Below are 17,364 nucleotides of genomic sequence, written 5' to 3'. Positions count from 1 at the left end.
TTTCTAATGTCTGAGCTCCTCGGAATTACTTCTTGGGAGCCTCCAGCAGACTTTGCGGCGGGTTTTTCTTGATGGCTTCAGCAACTTGCAGCTGCTCAGGACTCATGCATTCATCGGCCATGCGCTTGCCCTGTTTCTGGTTCATCAGCATGGACTTGTTCGCAATCTGTAGCCACGTGGCACCAGCACGCTGGTCTTCCAGACGCACAACGCCGGTGCTGGTCCCAACTGGCAACATGTGGTAGCTGAAGCCTTGTCCGCTGACAAAGAAGTGACCGGGGTTCTTCTCATCCCGCGTCACGTTCACATGCTTGCCGAGTTCGCAGTTGATACGGCCTGTATAGACACGGTCAGCCAGCTTCATCTCCTCTGCATTGAGCGCTCGCGGTGCCAGCGCCGCAACTGCGACCCCAGCGCCTGCTCCACCCACAGCTGCAGCTGCTGCTGCCTTGCGCGGTGCCGAGGTCTTTCTGACCGTTGTCTTCTTGACTGCAGCAGTCTTCTTCTGGGCTGTCGCAGCCTTGCTAGCACTTGCAGCAGGCTTGGCGGTAGAAGCCTGAGCTGCACCCACCCAAGCCAGAGCAGGAGCGATGAGCAGTACGGAGGCAATCAGTTGTTTCATGCGAACTCCAGCGGATATTCCAATTAACTTGTCAATAACAAACACGGCACTTCAGACCGTGCTCCCATCCAGCCATTGTCGCGCTTCTGCAGGCAGTGCAATGCCAGTGCGCTGCGCACGTTCCAGCAAATGCCAGTAATAACGGTAACTTGCCCGGTCATGCAGCACGCCTTGCCAACTGATGGGCGCCCAGGCCTGCTGCTCAGCCGCCAGCAAAATCTCCGCCGCTTCCTGCACTTCCTGCACCGCAGGCGCAAACGCTGCGAGGATAGGACGAATCTGTGCCGGGTGAATGCTCCACATCCTGGTGTAGCCCAGCTCACGGCTGGCCCGGGTCGCGGCCGCCTGCAAGGCCGTTGCATCCTTGAATTCAGTGACCACACAGTGCGAAGGCACTTTGCCATGGGCATGACAGGCTGCTGCAATTTCCAGCTTGGCTCGCACCACCAGCGGGTGCTGAAACTGCCCCTGCCCCCCCATAGCTGATCCCGGAATGGCACCACCGTGGGCAGAGACAAAATCCATCAGCCCGAAAGACAGGCTTTGCACACTGGGATGCGCGGCAATCTCAAACGCACGGTGCACGGCTGCGGGCGACTCAATCAGCGCATGCAGCGGAATATGTGCACCACCGGCACGCTCCAGAGCGTGCTGCGCACGCACGATGTCATCGACCGACTCCACCTTGGGCAGCATGATGTGGCAAAGCTTGTGGCCTGCTTCGCCCACAATGGTGGCAATGTCTTCGGCAAATGCGGAGTGATCTACGGCATGCACGCGTGCTGCGACGCGACAGCCGTCTTGGACGTCCTTGGCCAGCTGCGCAACCAGCAGAGCATGGGCTTTCTCCTGGCCAACGGCTGCGCCGTCTTCACAGTCCAGCGTCACATCAAACACGCAGGTGCCAAACTCCTGCAGCATCTGCGCCTGCAGCTCCAGGCTCTTGCGCATGCGCACTTCCACGCCGCTGTAATGGTCGCAGACAGGCAGCATATGGGCTGCTGCTTGGGCGCCCAACAGGATCTCGCGGGGATGGCTGGCTGTACGCATGAATGGCAGGAGTGAACAGAGCACTCAGAAAAGGCTGATCCGGATCACTCCATACAGCCATCTGTAAAACATCTTTTGCTCAACCAGCACGCCTGCATGTTGCGCAAAAGACCTCTCCAGGAAAGAGAGCCCCTGCAACGCGTATACCGCACTGCAGGGGATGAATCCATCAAGATTCGTGGGAAGTCACCGCCTTACAGCAGGTGCTTCACGCCGTCGCGCTCGCCTTCGAGTTCGGCCAGGGTCTTGTTGATGCACTCTTGCGAGAAGGCATCGATTTCCAGACCTTCGACGATCTTGTATTCGCCGTTTTCGGTGATCACAGGGAAGCCGAATACGATGCCTTCGGGGATGCCGTATGCGCCAGTGGAGGGCACACCCATCGTCACCCACTCACCATTGGAGCCCAGGGCCCAATCGCGCATGTGGTCGATGGCAGCGTTGGCAGCCGAAGCAGCCGACGACAGACCACGTGCGTTGATGATGGCTGCGCCACGCTTGCCCACGGTAGGCAGGAACACGTTGGCGTTCCATTCCTGATCATTGATGATGTCTTTCACAGACTTGCCATCAACGGTGGCGAAACGGTAGTCGGCGTACATGGACGGCGAGTGGTTGCCCCACACGGTCAGCTTCTTGATGTCGCCCACCTTGAAACCACCCTTGGTAGCCAGCTGGGAAGCAGCGCGGTTGTGGTCCAGACGCAGCATGGCGGTGAAGTTCTTGGCAGGCAGATCAGGTGCCGACTTCATGGCGATGTAGGCATTGGTGTTGGCAGGGTTACCCACCACCAGCACCTTCACGTTGCGCGAGGCCACTGCGTTCAGCGCCTTGCCTTGAGCGGTAAAGATCTGTGCGTTAGCAGCCAGCAGGTCGGCACGTTCCATGCCGGGGCCACGAGGACGAGCACCAACCAGCAGCGCGTAGTCGGTGTCCTTGAAGGCTTGCATGGGGTCGGAGTGAGCTTCGATGCCAGCCAGCAGAGGGAATGCGCAGTCTTCCAGCTCCATGATCACGCCCTTGAGCGCGTTCTGAGCCTTCTCGTCAGGAATTTCGAGCAGCTGCAAAATAACGGGCTGATCCTTGCCCAACATTTCGCCGGATGCGATACGGAACAACAGGGCGTAACCGATTTGACCTGCGGCGCCAGTAACGGCAACACGAACGGGCTTCTTGCTCATGGTGAAAACTCCAGATTTCGGAAATAAATAGTTGTCGGTGCACTGCTGCCCCAGCCTGTGCAACCAGCGGCCTGTGCTCCGTAAACAGGCGTAAAGTGTACTCTTGATTTTGCCTCTCGGTCAATTTGTCTTATGTCTTATATAAGATATGATCTCACCCTGAGCCACACAACATCCACAGGCTCAGAATCGCATCCGGAGGCTTTGCTTTTTCCACACCCCCTATGTCCTTATCGCAACCAACTTCTTCCGACAGTGCTTTTGGCGCTCACGCTAATTCCGCCAGTGCACTCACCCCTGCCTTCAGCCCTCTGTACCAGCAAATCAAAGGCTTGATCCTGCAAAGCCTGCAAGCTGGCGAGTGGCGCCCCGGAGAGTTGATCCCCAGCGAGATGGAACTGGCTGCACGCTTCAAGGTCAGCCAGGGAACCGTGCGCAAAGCCATTGATGAGCTGGCTGCTGATAATCTGGTCATGCGCCGCCAGGGCAAAGGCACATTTGTTGCCACCCACTCTGCGCAGCAGGTGCAGTACCGCTTTCTGAAATTGCACCCCGATGTCGGCGACCTGCAGGGCGAAGGCCGTGCCCAGCGCTCCATACTCGAATGCAAGCGCGTGCGCGCCCCTGCCGAAATTGCACGCCTGCTGGCCTTGCGCAGCGGCGATACCGTGGTACAGATTCGTCGCGTACTGACCTTCAGTGGCACCCCCACCATCCTGGAAGACATCTGGCTGCCCGGCCATGCTTTCAAAGGACTGACGGCTGAGCAGATGGCCACCTATCAGGGGCCAACCTATGCCATGTTTGAAACGGATTTCGGCGTGCGCATGGTGCGTGCCGATGAAAAACTGCGGGCCGTCCTGCCTGACGAATCGCAGGCCCAATTACTTGATGTGACCACTCAGACTCCGTTGCTGAGCGTGGAGCGCATTGCCTATACGTACAACGATATTCCCATGGAGTTACGACGCGGTATCTATAGAACAGACACACATCACTACAGAAACGCCTTGAGCTAGGCCTGCACCAGCTCAAGCCACAGGGAAAGTTTCGTACGCCAAGTAGCCCCAGCAGGGCTGCATGCAATAGAATTTTGGTTCTTTTGCTCCGTGCGATTACAACGCAGTTACATCCAAGAAAGCACCCCCGCTATGACAGAGCTTGAAAAAAAGAAGCGGCCTGAGTTCCGCAACATCAATGTATTAGAAGGTCTTCCACACCGCCTGCCCGTAGGCGGCTATGTGTCGATTCTTCACCGTATCAGCGGCATGCTGATGTTTGCCCTGCTGCCGTTTATGATCTGGATGCTGGACACATCGCTGTCCTCCGAGGTCTCGTTCACGCAGTTCAAGGCCGTATTCAACGAAGGCTGCGGCTTCGTGCCCGGCTGGTTCATCAAGCTCGTCACGCTGGCCATCATCTGGTCCTACCTGCACCACCTGTGCGCTGGTATCCGCCACCTGCTCATGGACACCAACCACGACCTGGTCAGCAAGTCCTATGCACGTTCTTCCGCCATCACCGTATTCATCATCAGCATTGGCCTGACGGTGGTTCTGGGCGCCAAGCTGTTTGGCCTGTACTAAGAAAAAGAGGGATCCATCATGTCTGTGAATTACGGCTCCAAACGCATCGTCGTCGGCGGTCACTACGGCCTGCGCGACTGGCTGGTACAGCGCATTACCGCTGTGCTGATGGTGATCTTCACCATCGTGGTTCTGGCGCAGCTGATCTTCGCCAAGGGCGAAATCGGCTACGAACTGTGGGCTGGCATCTTTGCCGCTCAGTGGATGAAGTTTGTCACCTTTGGCGTGATCGTTGCCCTGGCTTGGCACGTCTGGGTGGGTGTTCGTAACGTCTGGATGGACTATGTGAAGTCCGTGGGCCTTCGCCTGACTTTGCACGTTGCGACCCTGATTTGGCTGGTTGGCTGCGCAGGCTGGGCTTTCCAAGTTCTGTGGCGTCTGTAATTGGCGCAAGACCGCTTCCACGATTGAAAGTTAAGAATGAGCTACACAAAAGCAAACATCACCAAGCGCAAGTTTGACGTTGTCATCGTCGGCGCTGGCGGCTCCGGTCTGCGTGCCGCACTGGAACTTTCCCGCGCTGGTCTGAGCGTGGCTTCGCTGTCCAAGGTGTTCCCCACACGTTCGCACACTGTGGCTGCACAGGGTGGCGTGTCCGCATCGCTGGGCAACATGAACGAAGACAACTGGCACTACCACTTCTACGACACCATCAAGGGTTCGGACTGGCTGGGCGACCAGGATGCCATCGAGTTCATGTGCCGCGAAGCACCCAACGTGGTGATCGAGCTGGAACACTTCGGCATGCCGTTCGACCGCAACCCCGACGGCACCATCTACCAGCGTCCCTTCGGCGGCCACACTGCCAACTACGGTGAAAAGCCTGTGCAGCGCGCCTGCGCTGCTGCTGACCGTACTGGCCACGCCATGCTGCACACCCTGTACCAGCAGAACGTCAAGTCCAAGACCAACTTCTTCGTGGAGTGGATGGCGCTGGACCTGATCCGCAACACCCAGGGTGACGTAGTGGGCGTGACTGCACTGGAGCTGGAAACCGGTGACCTGTACGAACTGCACGCCAAGGCTGTGCTGCTGGCTACCGGCGGTGCAGGCCGTATCTTCCAGGCATCGACCAATGCCTTCATCAACACCGGTGACGGCCTGGGCATGGCAGCGCGTGCTGGCATTCCTCTGCAGGACATGGAGTTCTGGCAGTTCCACCCCACCGGCGTGGCTGGTGCTGGCGTGCTGCTGACCGAAGGCTGCCGCGGCGAAGGCGCAATTTTGCTCAACAGCGAAGGCGAGCGCTTCATGGAGCGCTACGCTCCTACCCTGAAGGACCTGGCACCCCGTGACTTCGTGTCGCGCTCCATGGACCAGGAAATCAAGGAAGGTCGTGGCTGCGGTCCTAACAAGGACTACATCCTGATGAAGCTGGACCACCTGGGTGCCGAAACCATCCGCAAGCGTCTGCCTTCCGTGGAAGAGATCGGCCACAACTTCGCCAACGTGGACATCACCAAGGAGCCCATCCCTGTGGTGCCTACCATCCACTACATGATGGGTGGTATCCCCACCAACATCCATGGTCAAGTGGTGACTTGGAACGGCACACAGAACACCACCGTCAACGGTCTGTACGCCGTGGGCGAGTGCTCCTGCGTGTCCGTGCACGGCGCCAACCGCCTGGGCACCAACTCCCTGCTGGACCTGCTGGTGTTCGGCAAGTCTGCTGGCAAGCACATTGTGGAATTCGTCAAAGGCTTTGGCGACCACCACCAGGTGCCAGCCGATGCATCCGATCGCACGCTGGAGCGCCTCAACGCACTGGACAATTCCAAGGAAGGCATCTACGCCCAGGACGTGGCCAACGAAATCCGTCAGTCCATGCAGCAGCACGCTGGCGTCTTCCGTACCCAGAAGGGCATGGACGAAGGTGTGGTCAAGATCAACGCCATCCGCGAAAAGGTCGGCGCTGTGGGCCTGAAGGACAAGTCCAAGGTCTGGAACACCGCCCGTATGGAAGCCCTGGAAGTGGACAACCTGATCGAAGTTGCTCAGGCCACCATGACCTCCGCTGCCGCTCGCCACGAATGCCGCGGTGCACACACCGTGTACGACTACGAGCATCCTGCTGACCACGCGGAATTCCCGCTGGGCCGCAACGACAAGGAATGGCTGAAGCACACCCTGTGGGACAGCGCATCCAACAGCCTGACCTACAAGCCTGTGAACCTCAAGCCCCTGACCGTGGAATCCGTGCCACCCAAGGTCCGTACGTTCTAATCCAGCAGTAGCCCACGAGAGAACATCAAAATGAAGCGTACTTTTAAGATTTACCGCTACGACCCCGATAAGGACGCCAAGCCTTACATGCAGACTGTGGAGGTCGAACTCGACGGCCACGAGCGCATGCTGCTGGATGCCCTGGTCAAGCTCAAGGCCCAGGATCCCTCGATCTCCTTCCGTCGCTCCTGCCGCGAAGGTGTGTGTGGTTCTGACGCCATGAACATCAATGGCAAGAACGGTCTGGCCTGCCTGACGAACATGAACACCCTCAAGGGCGACATCGTTCTCAAGCCCCTGCCCGGTCTGCCAGTGATCCGCGACCTGATCGTGGACATGACCCAGTTCTTCAAGCAGTACCACTCGATCAAGCCTTACCTGCAAAGCGACATCTACGCAACGCCCAGCAAGGAGCGTCTGCAGTCGCCCGAAGAGCGTGAAGAGCTCAACGGCCTGTACGAGTGCATTCTGTGCGCCAGCTGCTCGACCAGCTGCCCCTCGTTCTGGTGGAACCCCGACAAGTTCGTGGGCCCCGCTGGCCTGCTGCAGGCATACCGCTTCATCGCGGACAGCCGCGACACAGCGACCGGCGAGCGTCTGGACAACCTGCAGGACCCTTACCGCCTGTTCCGTTGCCACACCATCATGAACTGTGTGGACGTGTGCCCCAAGCACCTGAACCCCACCAAGGCCATCGGCAAGATCAAGGAATTGATGGTGCGCCGCGCCGTCTAAGCCATGAACGAGCTGGACACGCCTATCGAAGAACGGGAACGCGACTTGCTACGGTGGCGCAGCCGCCGTGGCCTGGTCGAAAACGACCTGTTCATCGAACAGTTCTTTGCCACCTATGGCAACCAATTGACGCGGAGACACGCAATTGGTCTGTCTGCCTTGATGGACTTGGCAGACAACGATCTGATGGACCTTTTCCTGCGCCGCAAGGATCCGGAAGGAGCATTGGACACCCCCGAAGTTAGAGAAGTGCTGCAAATGGTGCGCAAGCCCATTTGACCCTGCACACCGCCAGAGTGGCTGACACTGCGCGGCAAACCTCAGGTTTGCCATCGAGGCAAGGCTTTGCAGCCCCTACCTCATGCAGGTGTCAGCAACTTTAAATACAAGGCTCACCAGACAGGCTGGTGTGCCAATCAGAGAAGGAAGTTGGAAATGAAACTCGCTGACAACAAAGCAACCCTGTCATTCAGCAACGGAGCTCCTAGCGTTGAGCTGCCTGTGTACCAAGGCACTGTCGGTCCAGACGTGATCGATATCCGCAAGCTGTACGGCCAATCGGGCATGTTTACTTATGACCCCGGCTTCCTCTCCACAGCCTCCTGCCAGTCCGCCATCACCTACATCGACGGCGACAAGGGTGAGCTGCTGTACCGTGGTTATCCCATCGAACAACTGGCCAAGAACTGCAACTTCCTGGAAACCTGCTACCTGCTGCTGTACGGTGAACTGCCTAACGCAACGCAGAAGGCGGAATTCGAAGAGCGCGTGACCAAGCACACCATGGTCAACGAGCAGATGCAGTTCTTCCTGCGTGGCTTCCGCCGCGATGCACACCCCATGGCTGTGCTGACCGGTCTGGTGGGCGGCATGTCTGCTTTCTACCATGACAGCACCGACATCCATAACCCAGAGCACCGCGAAATCGCTGCGATCCGCCTGATCGCCAAGATGCCTACGCTGGTTGCCATGGCATACAAGTACGGTATGGGCCAGCCCTACATGTACCCCAAGAACGATCTGTCGTATGCAGGCAACTTCATGCGCATGATGTTCGGCAATCCTTGCGAAGAGTACCAGGTGAACCCTGTGGTCGAGCGCGCGCTGGACCGCATCTTCATCCTGCACGCTGACCACGAGCAAAACGCTTCGACTTCCACCGTGCGTCTGTGCGGTTCGTCGGGCACCAACCCCTTCGCTGCCATCTCTGCTGGCGTAGCCTGCCTGTGGGGCCCTGCCCACGGTGGCGCCAACGAAGCCTGCCTGAACATGCTGGAGCAAATCCAGGCCAACGGCGGCATCGAGAAGGTGGGCGAGTTCATGGAGCAAGTCAAGGACAAGTCCTCCGGCGTGAAGCTGATGGGCTTTGGCCACCGCGTCTACAAGAACTACGACCCACGCGCCAAGCTGATGCAGGAAACCTGCAACGAAATCCTGTCCGAACTGGGTCTGGAAAACGATCCGCTGTTCGCACTGGCCAAGAAGCTGGAAAAGATTGCACTGGAAGACGACTACTTCGTGCAGCGCAAGCTCTACCCCAACGTGGACTTCTACTCCGGCATCGTGCAGCGCGCCATCGGCATTCCAGTGAACCTGTTCACCGGCATCTTCGCTCTGGCACGTACCGTGGGCTGGATCGCTCAGCTGAACGAACAAATGGCAGACCCCGAGTACAAGATCGGCCGTCCTCGCCAGCTGTTCACCGGCGCTGCTTCCCGCGACGTCAAGCCTATCGACCAGCGTTAATCGCCTGGCGCTGCCCTCCTCGGGCAGCCGCCTGCACCACACAAAGCCCGTATGCTGCAAAGCCTGCGGGCTTTGTTTTTGATAGCTGCTAGCGCTTGATACACAACGAATTCAAAGTGTTTTATATCTGAATTGCTTATAAATTCAGCGCTAACAGCTACTTTTTAAAGAGCAGACTTGCTTTACCACTGCCTGTGGCAAATCCGCATTCGGCGCATCAGTTGCTGCAACTTCGCATACAGCGCCTTGAGCAACACGCTACAGTGTGAGCAGTTTTTCATGTATCCATGCAGCCCCGGTGCTGCTACTTTGCCCATGCCCAAACGCCCTCCCCGCCGTCTTCCTCCCATCCATGATGCAGCAGGCATTGCCAAGTCTCGCGAAGCGGGCATGCTGGCTGCGCGCGTGCTGGAAATGCTCACGCCCCATGTGAAGCCCGGCGTCAGCACCGAGCACCTGGACCAGCTATGCCATGACTTCATCGTCAACGAGCTGCAGTGCATTCCCGCCAACATCGGCTACTACGGCTACCCCAAGACCGTATGCACCTCGGTGAACCATGTGGTCTGCCACGGCATCCCCACCCCCAAGGAAATCCTCAAGGACGGCGACATCGTCAATGTGGACGTCGCCCTGATCAAGGACGGCTGGTTTGGTGATACCTCGCGCATGTACACCGTGGGCCATATCTCTGCCAAGGCCCAGAAGCTCATCGACACCACCTATGAAGCCATGGTGGCTGGCATCCGCGCCGTCAAGCCCGGTGCCACCTTGGGCGATATCGGCTACGCCATCCAGACCGTGGCGCACCGCGACGGTTTCTCCATCGTGCGCGACTACTGCGGCCACGGCATCGGTCAGGTCTACCACGACGAGCCCCAGGTGCTGCACTACGGCCACCCCGGTCAGGGCATGGCCCTGCAGGAAGGCATGATCTTCACCATCGAGCCCATGCTCAACGCAGGCAAGCACGACACCAAGGAGTTGAGCGATGGCTGGACGGTGATCACCAAGGACAAGTCGCTATCCGCGCAGTGGGAGCACATGGTGCTGGTCACCGCCACCGGCTATGAAGTACTGACACCCTGGCCCGAAGGCACAGGCAAGTACGCCAAGCCCTGAGAGCCCCCCACAGCCACGCATTCCACCCATGAGCCAGAGCTATCTCTACCTGGGCATTGCCATTGCCGCTGAAGTGGTGGCAACGTCTTTCCTCAAGAGTGCGGAAGGCTTTACGCGCCTGTGGCCCAGCCTCATTGTTGCAGCAGGCTATGCAATTGCCTTTGTCTGCCTGTCGCTGGCCCTGCGCACCATCCCGACCGGTGTGGCCTATGCCATCTGGTCGGGCGCTGGTGTGGTGCTGGTGTCGGCCATTGCGTGGATCTTCATGGGCCAGAAGCTGGATGCCCCGGCACTGATTGGTATGGCACTGATTCTGGCCGGGGTCCTGGTCATCAACCTGTTTTCCAGGACTGCGGGGCATTAATGCCCCACATCACGCGACACGTCCTCTGCGCAGCGCGCACTATTGCAGACGGATATTTTTTCTGGCGATCAGCTCGCCATTGATGCGCACATCCTGCGCCATGCGCCGCGCCAGAGCCTGTGCGCTCGTGTCATCCATATGCCAGCCCTGTGCCGTCAACTTGGCACGCACACCTTCCGACTGCAGCACCTGCTGCAAGGCCTGCGCCAACTGGTTGCGGTGCGCTTCAGGCATGGAGGCCGGGGCCATCACGGCATTCCACACTTCAATATCGAGCTGGCCAGCGCCAATTTCCGGCATAGCAGGCACACCGGGCGCGAGGGGGCTGCGCTGGCTGACACTGACTGCCAGAGCCGCCAGCTTGCCTGACTCCACCAGCGGCATGACGGTAGACGTGGGCAGCAAAGCCAGCTGGACCTGACCGCCGAGCAAGCCATTGATCACCGCAGGCCCGCCGTTGTAGGGCACATGCTGCAAATCCAGTCCCAGCGCCTGCTGCACCAGCTCCATGCCCAGATGGCCACCCGAGCCTGTGCCCACCGATGCGTAGTTGCCATCTTTGCGCTGCTTGAGGCTTTGCAGATAGGCCGCCGCGTCCTGTGTGACCAGACTTCTGGGAGCGACCAGCACCAGCGGTGCTGAGCCAATCATGGCCAGCGGCGCCAGATCTTTGACCGGGTCATAAGGCAGGTGTGGATACAGAAATTTGGAACTGGTCAACGGGCCATTGCCAATCACGCCGATGGTATGCCCGTCTCTGGCCTTGGCGACAGCATCTGCGCCGATGTTGCCACTGGCACCACCCTTGTTCTCTACCACCACGGGCTGCCCCAGCAGCTGACTCAGCGGCTCGGCCAGCAGGCGAGCCTGCACGTCCGGCGAGGAGCCCGCCGCATAGCCCACCACCAGATGCAGCGGCTTGGTGGGCCAGTGATCCGTCTGTGCATGGGCCAGCGCGGGGGCCAGCAATGCGGCACACAGCACCGCCGTCGCACGCCTCATCGTTGCCATCAGGCGTTGTTGCTGTTTCATGATGTCTTACACCTTCCCTGAAAATACACAACGGCCAGCAGTGCATGCCTGCTGGCCGCTTTCAGCGCATGCTGGACGACTCAGAACCCGACCAGCTGCCCCCACTCTGCAAACTCAGCGCGTGTGGCGCGCATGGTGTTGATGGGCGCATGCTTGTCCTCATAGCCCAGGGCAATGCCATAGGCCACCAGATACTCCTCGGGCACCTGAATGTGCTGCTTGATGACAGCGTCATAGCGGCGCCAGAAGCCCTGTGCGCAGGTCGCTAGACCTTCTTCCGTGGCACGCAGCATGAAGGACTGCAGGTAAATGCCCAGATCCATCCACTGCACAGGCCCCATGCGATGGTCAATCAAGACAAACAAGCCCACGGGCGCGCCAAAGAACTGTGCATTCTTGGCCAGCTGACGCAGACGCCCTGCCTTGTCTTCCCGCGGAATGCCAATGCTCTTGTACAAATCCTCGCCATTGGCAAAACGACGTGTGCGGTAGGGCTCCCACAAGTTCGGTGGGTAGGACAGGTGGGCAGGGTTTTCTTCTGCCGAGGTCTTGGCAACATCTGCCAGCAAGGCTTGCAGCGGCTCGCCCGTGATGGCAGCCACACGCCAGGGCTGCATATTGCCGCCCGATGCAGCCAGCGCTGCGTCTTGCATCAGTTGCTGCACCAGCTCTGCCGAAGGCACCTGGGAAGTAAAAGCGCGCACGGAACGGCGCTCTCGCAAGGCTTGGGAAACGTCCATAGAAATCAGTTCCTGTCTATGCTGGGTCATCAACACTTGAAAAGCTCAAGCGTACAGGAGCTTGCAAGCAGTTCGAAGCAACATTGGTGACGCGCCAAAAACAAAAGAGGCTTCTTGCGAAGCCTCTTTCCATAGCGCGTTCCCAGGACCAGGCCTTACTTGCCCAGAATCTGGTCGATCTTTTCCTTCTCAAAATGCCCGCCACGCTGCTCTTCGCAGGGTACGCAGTCGGCATTGATCTTGGCAGAGAGCTGCTCCAGCGCGGCCCACAGCAGCTGCAGCTGCTTTTCGTGGGTTGCTGCGCCCTCTGCCAGGCCCTTCATGGCCTGGGTGATGGGGTCGTCTTCCGTCACGCCATAAGCAGTAAAGCCCTTGGCCTGATCGGCGCAGGGCTCAGCCTTGGCCGCAGAAGCAGAAGCTGCCGCCGCGGCAGCCGCAGCATTGGCAGCCTGCAGGCTAGGGGCTGCATGCGGCTTGGCAGTGTCGGCCACCTTGTTCTGCTGATCGGCCATGTCGGTCACGTCCGCACTCTCTCCCGTCTTGGAAGGAATGATGCGTGCTGGAATGCCCACGGCCGTTGCCCCTGCGGGCACAGGCTTGATGACCACGGCGTTGGAGCCAATCTTGGCGTTGTCACCTACCTCAAAGCCACCCAGCACCTTGGCACCAGCGGAAACGACGACGTTCTTGCCCAGTGTGGGGTGACGTTTCGTGCCCTTGTACAGCGATGTGCCGCCCAGGGTCACACCGTGGTAGATGGTGCAGCCATCGCCCACCACGGCGGTCTCACCAATCACAACGCCCATGCCGTGGTCGATGAACACGCGCTCACCGATCACCGCGCCGGGGTGGATTTCAATGCCCGTCAGCCAGCGGCCAATGTGCGAGGTAAAGCGCCCCAGCCATTTGAGGTTGTGCGTCCAGAACCAGTGCGCAGGGCGATGCCACCAGATCGCGTGAAGACCTGGGTAACAGGTAATGACCTCCCAGGTGCTACGCGCCGCAGGGTCGCGGTCAAGAATGCACTGGATGTCAGAACGCAGTCGGGAAAGCATCAAAGGGCCGTTACTTGTAACTAAAGGGCTGCACAGTTTAGTGCTTTGGTGGGGTACTTTGCAGCATGGCCTTGGCGACACCGCGCAGTATGTGGATTTCTTCCTGGGTCAGTTGCGCGCGGTTAAACAACTGGTTCAGGCGCGGCATGAGCTTCTTGGGTGCAGCAGGGTCCAGAAAGCCAATGTGCGCCAGCGCCTGCTCCCAGTGGCCCAGCATGCCGGCCACCTGCTGCGCGTCAGCACGCTCAGGACGAGGTGTGTGCTCCACCACGGGAAAGCCGCCCAGCGCCTGGCGCCATTCATAGGCCACCACCTGGATCGCAGCACCCAGGTTCAGCGAACCAAACTGTGGGTTGGACGGAATCGACAGCGCCACATCGCAGCGGTAGACGTCTTCATTGGCCATGCCAAAACGCTCACAGCCAAACATCAGGCCAATGCCGCGCTCGCCGTGGATGCTGTCTGCGGTTTGCACAACATCTGCCAAATCAGCCTCTAGCGCTTGCCCCGCCTGCGCTTTCAGCTCTCCTTTCATGAGCATTTCAAAATGCTGACGGGGCGTGCGTGTGGGCGGCCCGAAGTCGCGCGGTGTCATGGCCGTGGCACACAGGTGCGACAGGCCCTCCACGGCTTCTTCCACGGTGTCCACGATGCGTGCGTTGTCCAGCACATCCAGTGCCCCACTGGCACGCTGGATGGTTTCTTCCTTGCGCAGCACATTGGCCCAGCGTGGGCGCACCAGCACCAAGTCATCAAAGCCCATGGTTTTCATGGCGCGGGCAGCAGCACCCACGTTGCCAGCATGGCTGGTCTCAATCAGGATAAAACGGGTTTTCATTCGAGCATTGGTCTGCCTTGCACAAGCAGGCAGCAGAAATCGGTCAAGCCGGTTAGAATTTGCGCCCTATTGTCGCTGCCTGCATCGCCGGGCGTGCGTTCACCCGTTCATCATCCGCGTTCAGCGGTGTGCCATCCCAGGTTGAGAGAGAAGAGATAGTTGAAATTTGGGGGTGGTGCGCTGGGCGCCTACTGCACAATTTATGTCGTCTTCCTCCCTGCACCCCATGCTTAACGTGGCCATCAAGGCCGCTCGCGCCGCTGGCGCCCTCATCAACCGCGCTGCTCTGGACGTAGAAAACGTTCGTGTGGCCCAGAAGCAGGTCAATGACTTCGTGACCGAAGTCGACCAAGCTGCCGAGCGCGTCATCATCGAAACCCTGCTGGGCGCCTACCCTGAGCACGGCATCATGGGCGAGGAAAGCGGCAACGAGTTCGGCAACCCCAACTCGGACTACGTCTGGATCATCGATCCCCTGGACGGCACCACCAACTTCATCCACGGCTTCCCTGTCTACTGCGTGAGCATCGCTCTGTCCGTCAAGGGCAAGATCGAGCACGCCGTGGTGTACGACCCCACCCGCAACGACCTGTTCACCGCCACCCGTGGCCGTGGTGCTTTCCTGAACGAGCGCCGCATTCGCGTGTCCAAGCGTACCCAGCTCAAGGACTGCCTGGTATCCACCGGCTTCCCCTTCCGCCCCGGCGACAACTTCCGTGCCTACATGCGCATGTTCAGCGAAATCACCCAGCGCACAGCTGGCGTGCGTCGCCCCGGCGCTGCTGCACTGGATCTGGCCTATGTGGCAGCAGGCTTTACCGATGGCTTCTTTGAAACCGGCCTGAACATCTGGGACGTGGCCGCAGGTAGCCTGATCGTGACCGAAGCCGGTGGTCTGGTGGGCAACTTCACAGGTGAAGCCGACTTCCTGGAGCAGCGTGAATGCCTGGCAGGCAACCCACGTGCCTACGGCCAGCTGGTGTCCATCCTGAGCAAGTACAGCAAGTTTGCTGGCGTGGAAGAAAAGCTGGGTGTAGACGCAGGCATTGCCGCAGACACGAAGGAAGAAGACGAAGACAAGCAGAACGACTAAGTCACTGCCTGCTCCTCTGTCTACAGAAACCGCAAACGCGAAAGCCTTGCGGTTTTTTTGCGTCCAATGCTTTTTTTGCAGTCCCCGTCCTATGGACATGCCATCACGAGCGCGCCAACATGTTCCATGCATGCTCACCGCCACCTACGCAGGAGACAGTTGTGGAATACAAGGATTACTACAAGATTTTGGGAGTCTCCAAGGATGCCAGCGCCGAAGACATCAAAAAGGCCTTTCGCAAGCTGGCACGCAAATACCACCCGGACATCAGCAAAGAGCCAGACGCTGCGGCCAGGATGGCAGAGGTCAACGAAGCCAACGCCGTGCTCTCTGACCCCGAAAAGCGCAAAGCCTATGACGAACTCGGCGATGCCAGCCGCTATCAGCAGCACACTGGCAATGGCTCCGGCTTTCAGCCTCCGCCGGGCTGGGAATTTCAGCACAGCAACGCCGACGGGCAAACAGACTACAGCAGCTTTTTTGAAGAACTGTTTGGCCAAGCCCAGCGTGCGCGTCGCCACAGCGGGCCACCACCTGACATACGCGGTCAGGACCAGCACTCCAGCATTGAGCTGGAAGTACCAGACAGCTACCACGGCGGTATGCGCATGCTGCGTCTGCGCAGCGTACAACTCGATGCCCACGGCCACGCCCAGGAAGTGGAACGCGAGCTGCAGGTCACCATTCCGAAAGGCGTCTATGAAGGCCAGATGATTCGGCTCGCAGGGCAAGGCGCTCCCGGCTATGGCAAAGGGGAAGCTGGCGACCTGCTGCTGGAAGTGCGCTTCAAGGATGACAAGCGCTGGCATGCTCAGGGCAAGGACGTCTACCAGCAGCTGCCCCTGGCCCCATGGGAAGCTGCGCTGGGCGGCCCCGTGGAATTTGCCACGCTGGCTGGGCCACTGGAGATCCATATCCCACCCGGCTCACAGGCTGGGCGCAAGCTGAGGGTCAAGGGCAAGGGACTGCCCAGCAAGCAACCCGGTGATCTGTACCTGGTGCTGCAGATCGTCGTCCCCCCTGTCTTCAGCGATGCACAACGCCAAGCCTATGAAGCACTGTCACAAGCTTTTGAGGGCCGCAACCCACGCACAGGAGAAGCTGCATGAGCACACACTTCTACACGCCACCTGATGTACTGGAAGCTCAGGCGCTAAGCCTGGAAGAACTGGCCCGGGCCTGCCGCATGGACAGCCACTGGGTCATAGAACGCGTGAGCACCGGCATTTTGCAGTGTGACGCTGGTTGCGATGCACAGAATCTGAGCGCCCACACCAGCTGGCGCTTCAGCACCCATACCGTCATCCGTGCCCGGCGCATTGCAGATCTGGAACGCATATTCGATGCAGACCCGCAGCTGGCCGCTCTCACGGCAGACCTGATGGAAGAGGTGCGCCAGCTGCGCAAGCAGATCAAGGCTTAAAAGACTCTCAGGCGATATCCAGCATGGGCTGCATCTGCACAAAATGCTGCAATGCAGCCTGTGCAGGAAGCGCTGCCAGTTCATCGACGGGCTCTTGCTCATCCACGAAGGCATAGGCCATGGACCAGCGCGCAAACCGGCGCACTCCCTGCAGCTGCGCATGCAGCATAGGCACGACCTGACAGTGTCTTGGGTCCTCTGTAATGCGGGCGATCAAGCCCTCCATGGCCTGTTCCGGACCTTCAATATATTGCGCAAAGCGCATGCCATCAAAAATCAGCATGCCTGTGATGTCATGCTGCTGATTGAAACTGCGAGCAGTTTTGACGATGTCTGCCACGCAGCTGACCGGGGCATCCGGTGCAATCTGGCTGTGGTAGAGAAAACACAACAGGTTCTGGCTCACAGGTAACTCCTCCAAGGACATTGTTTCGTGGTTATCTGCGCTCTGAAAGCTGCATCGGTGCAACATCTTGCCTGCAAGCGGGCTGTTTACCTAGCGCATGCAATACACCCAGAGCATCCGGGATAATTTGACGCTTGATCCCGAC

General features: G+C 59.1%; 20 protein-coding genes. 12 read left to right on the top strand and 8 right to left on the bottom strand.

The features are described 5' to 3' along the window. Positions 1-25: 25 nt before the first annotated feature. From B5M06_RS10935 to B5M06_RS10925, 3 genes are all read right to left on the bottom strand, one after another. The gene (locus tag B5M06_RS10935) at positions 26-622 is read right to left on the bottom strand and encodes a hypothetical protein (RefSeq protein WP_054066665.1); all 597 of its coding nucleotides are present in this window, start codon (positions 620-622) and stop codon (positions 26-28) included. A 51-nt stretch (positions 623-673) separates the two neighbouring features. Then, positions 674-1,672 carry an HpcH/HpaI aldolase/citrate lyase family protein gene (locus B5M06_RS10930; RefSeq protein WP_054066664.1) on the bottom strand — a complete coding sequence of 333 codons (999 nt, stop codon included), beginning with the start codon at positions 1,670-1,672 and terminating at the stop codon, positions 674-676. Positions 1,673-1,866: 194 nt separating this feature from the next. Next, positions 1,867-2,853, bottom strand: coding sequence for a malate dehydrogenase (locus tag B5M06_RS10925; protein ID WP_054066663.1), 987 nt, complete (start codon positions 2,851-2,853; stop codon positions 1,867-1,869). A 224-nt stretch (positions 2,854-3,077) separates the two neighbouring features. Between B5M06_RS10925 and B5M06_RS10920 the strand changes: the two genes are divergently transcribed. From B5M06_RS10920 to B5M06_RS10880, 9 genes are all read left to right on the top strand, one after another. After that, positions 3,078-3,872, top strand: a complete 795-nt coding sequence (locus tag B5M06_RS10920; RefSeq protein ID WP_054066662.1) for a GntR family transcriptional regulator — start codon at positions 3,078-3,080, stop codon at positions 3,870-3,872. Between the two features lie 132 nt (positions 3,873-4,004). Beyond that, the gene (gene sdhC, locus B5M06_RS10915) at positions 4,005-4,439 is read left to right on the top strand and encodes a succinate dehydrogenase, cytochrome b556 subunit (RefSeq protein WP_054066661.1); all 435 of its coding nucleotides are present in this window, start codon (positions 4,005-4,007) and stop codon (positions 4,437-4,439) included. Between the two features lie 18 nt (positions 4,440-4,457). Continuing rightward, positions 4,458-4,823, top strand: coding sequence for a succinate dehydrogenase, hydrophobic membrane anchor protein (gene sdhD / locus B5M06_RS10910; protein WP_054066660.1), 366 nt, complete (start codon positions 4,458-4,460; stop codon positions 4,821-4,823). Positions 4,824-4,859: 36 nt separating this feature from the next. Beyond that, a complete protein-coding gene (sdhA, locus tag B5M06_RS10905) occupies positions 4,860-6,665 on the top strand; it encodes a succinate dehydrogenase flavoprotein subunit (RefSeq protein ID WP_054066659.1) in 1,806 nt (601 codons plus the stop codon). Positions 6,666-6,695: 30 nt separating this feature from the next. After that, entirely contained in the window at positions 6,696-7,400 is a 705-nt protein-coding gene (locus tag B5M06_RS10900) for a succinate dehydrogenase iron-sulfur subunit (RefSeq protein WP_054066658.1), read from the top strand. Positions 7,401-7,403: 3 nt separating this feature from the next. Next, positions 7,404-7,679, top strand: coding sequence for an FAD assembly factor SdhE (locus B5M06_RS10895; RefSeq protein WP_054066657.1), 276 nt, complete (start codon positions 7,404-7,406; stop codon positions 7,677-7,679). Positions 7,680-7,835: 156 nt separating this feature from the next. Continuing rightward, the gene (locus B5M06_RS10890; RefSeq protein ID WP_054066656.1) at positions 7,836-9,146 is read left to right on the top strand and encodes a citrate synthase; all 1,311 of its coding nucleotides are present in this window, start codon (positions 7,836-7,838) and stop codon (positions 9,144-9,146) included. 315 nt (positions 9,147-9,461) lie between these two features. Further along, positions 9,462-10,268, top strand: coding sequence for a type I methionyl aminopeptidase (map, locus tag B5M06_RS10885; RefSeq protein WP_054066682.1), 807 nt, complete (start codon positions 9,462-9,464; stop codon positions 10,266-10,268). A gap of 28 nt (positions 10,269-10,296) precedes the next feature. Then, positions 10,297-10,632 (top strand): SMR family transporter, encoded by a 336-nt coding sequence (locus B5M06_RS10880; RefSeq protein WP_054066655.1) that lies wholly within the window; start codon positions 10,297-10,299, stop codon positions 10,630-10,632. Positions 10,633-10,671: 39 nt separating this feature from the next. Here the strand turns inward: B5M06_RS10880 and B5M06_RS10875 are convergent, their stop codons facing one another. The 4 genes from B5M06_RS10875 to B5M06_RS10860 all read right to left on the bottom strand — a co-directional run bounded on the left by B5M06_RS10875 (position 10,672) and on the right by B5M06_RS10860 (position 14,297). Then, positions 10,672-11,664 carry a Bug family tripartite tricarboxylate transporter substrate binding protein gene (locus tag B5M06_RS10875; protein WP_080025227.1) on the bottom strand — a complete coding sequence of 331 codons (993 nt, stop codon included), beginning with the start codon at positions 11,662-11,664 and terminating at the stop codon, positions 10,672-10,674. 80 nt (positions 11,665-11,744) lie between these two features. Further along, positions 11,745-12,404 carry a nitroreductase gene (locus B5M06_RS10870; RefSeq protein WP_054066680.1) on the bottom strand — a complete coding sequence of 220 codons (660 nt, stop codon included), beginning with the start codon at positions 12,402-12,404 and terminating at the stop codon, positions 11,745-11,747. 155 nt (positions 12,405-12,559) lie between these two features. After that, positions 12,560-13,459, bottom strand: a complete 900-nt coding sequence (gene cysE / locus B5M06_RS10865) for a serine O-acetyltransferase (protein ID WP_054066654.1) — start codon at positions 13,457-13,459, stop codon at positions 12,560-12,562. A gap of 37 nt (positions 13,460-13,496) precedes the next feature. Next, a complete protein-coding gene (locus B5M06_RS10860; RefSeq protein ID WP_054066653.1) occupies positions 13,497-14,297 on the bottom strand; it encodes an RNA methyltransferase in 801 nt (266 codons plus the stop codon). A gap of 202 nt (positions 14,298-14,499) precedes the next feature. Between B5M06_RS10860 and B5M06_RS10855 the strand changes: the two genes are divergently transcribed. From B5M06_RS10855 to B5M06_RS10845, 3 genes are all read left to right on the top strand, one after another. Continuing rightward, a complete protein-coding gene (locus tag B5M06_RS10855) occupies positions 14,500-15,390 on the top strand; it encodes an inositol monophosphatase family protein (RefSeq protein ID WP_054066652.1) in 891 nt (296 codons plus the stop codon). Positions 15,391-15,551: 161 nt separating this feature from the next. Further along, positions 15,552-16,499, top strand: coding sequence for a DnaJ C-terminal domain-containing protein (locus tag B5M06_RS10850; protein ID WP_054066651.1), 948 nt, complete (start codon positions 15,552-15,554; stop codon positions 16,497-16,499). Continuing rightward, on the top strand, positions 16,496-16,813 hold the full coding sequence (locus tag B5M06_RS10845) for a chaperone modulator CbpM (RefSeq protein WP_054066650.1): 318 nt from the start codon (positions 16,496-16,498) through the stop codon (positions 16,811-16,813). Before B5M06_RS10850 ends, B5M06_RS10845 begins: the two co-directional genes overlap by 4 nt. 7 nt (positions 16,814-16,820) lie before the next feature. Here the strand turns inward: B5M06_RS10845 and B5M06_RS10840 are convergent, their stop codons facing one another. Then, positions 16,821-17,219, bottom strand: a complete 399-nt coding sequence (locus tag B5M06_RS10840; protein ID WP_162777428.1) for a BLUF domain-containing protein — start codon at positions 17,217-17,219, stop codon at positions 16,821-16,823. Positions 17,220-17,364 lie beyond the last annotated feature (145 nt).

It is taken from the genome of Comamonas kerstersii (assembly GCF_002056725.1).
GTDB lineage: Bacteria > Pseudomonadota > Gammaproteobacteria > Burkholderiales > Burkholderiaceae_C > Comamonas > Comamonas kerstersii.
The sequence above is the reverse complement of the archived record's forward strand: the minus strand, read 5'-3'. Positions and strand labels throughout refer to the sequence as shown.

What these genes read in the sequence shown, in the direction of transcription:
- B5M06_RS10880 (WP_054066655.1), top strand. Translation starts at nt 10,297, where the DNA reads ATGAGCCAGAGCTATCTCTACCTGGGCATTGCCATTGCCGCTGAAGTG.
- B5M06_RS10870 (WP_054066680.1), bottom strand. Translation starts at nt 12,404, where the DNA reads ATGGACGTTTCCCAAGCCTTGCGAGAGCGCCGTTCCGTGCGCGCTTTT.
- B5M06_RS10925 (WP_054066663.1), bottom strand. Translation starts at nt 2,853, where the DNA reads ATGAGCAAGAAGCCCGTTCGTGTTGCCGTTACTGGCGCCGCAGGTCAA.
- B5M06_RS10920 (WP_054066662.1), top strand. Translation starts at nt 3,078, where the DNA reads ATGTCCTTATCGCAACCAACTTCTTCCGACAGTGCTTTTGGCGCTCAC.
- map (WP_054066682.1), top strand. Translation starts at nt 9,462, where the DNA reads ATGCCCAAACGCCCTCCCCGCCGTCTTCCTCCCATCCATGATGCAGCA.
- B5M06_RS10890 (WP_054066656.1), top strand. Translation starts at nt 7,836, where the DNA reads ATGAAACTCGCTGACAACAAAGCAACCCTGTCATTCAGCAACGGAGCT.
- B5M06_RS10895 (WP_054066657.1), top strand. Translation starts at nt 7,404, where the DNA reads ATGAACGAGCTGGACACGCCTATCGAAGAACGGGAACGCGACTTGCTA.
- B5M06_RS10845 (WP_054066650.1), top strand. Translation starts at nt 16,496, where the DNA reads ATGAGCACACACTTCTACACGCCACCTGATGTACTGGAAGCTCAGGCG.
- B5M06_RS10930 (WP_054066664.1), bottom strand. Translation starts at nt 1,672, where the DNA reads ATGCGTACAGCCAGCCATCCCCGCGAGATCCTGTTGGGCGCCCAAGCA.
- cysE (WP_054066654.1), bottom strand. Translation starts at nt 13,459, where the DNA reads ATGCTTTCCCGACTGCGTTCTGACATCCAGTGCATTCTTGACCGCGAC.
- B5M06_RS10935 (WP_054066665.1), bottom strand. Translation starts at nt 622, where the DNA reads ATGAAACAACTGATTGCCTCCGTACTGCTCATCGCTCCTGCTCTGGCT.
- sdhD (WP_054066660.1), top strand. Translation starts at nt 4,458, where the DNA reads ATGTCTGTGAATTACGGCTCCAAACGCATCGTCGTCGGCGGTCACTAC.
- B5M06_RS10855 (WP_054066652.1), top strand. Translation starts at nt 14,500, where the DNA reads ATGTCGTCTTCCTCCCTGCACCCCATGCTTAACGTGGCCATCAAGGCC.
- B5M06_RS10875 (WP_080025227.1), bottom strand. Translation starts at nt 11,664, where the DNA reads ATGAAACAGCAACAACGCCTGATGGCAACGATGAGGCGTGCGACGGCG.
- sdhC (WP_054066661.1), top strand. Translation starts at nt 4,005, where the DNA reads ATGACAGAGCTTGAAAAAAAGAAGCGGCCTGAGTTCCGCAACATCAAT.
- B5M06_RS10900 (WP_054066658.1), top strand. Translation starts at nt 6,696, where the DNA reads ATGAAGCGTACTTTTAAGATTTACCGCTACGACCCCGATAAGGACGCC.
- sdhA (WP_054066659.1), top strand. Translation starts at nt 4,860, where the DNA reads ATGAGCTACACAAAAGCAAACATCACCAAGCGCAAGTTTGACGTTGTC.
- B5M06_RS10860 (WP_054066653.1), bottom strand. Translation starts at nt 14,297, where the DNA reads ATGAAAACCCGTTTTATCCTGATTGAGACCAGCCATGCTGGCAACGTG.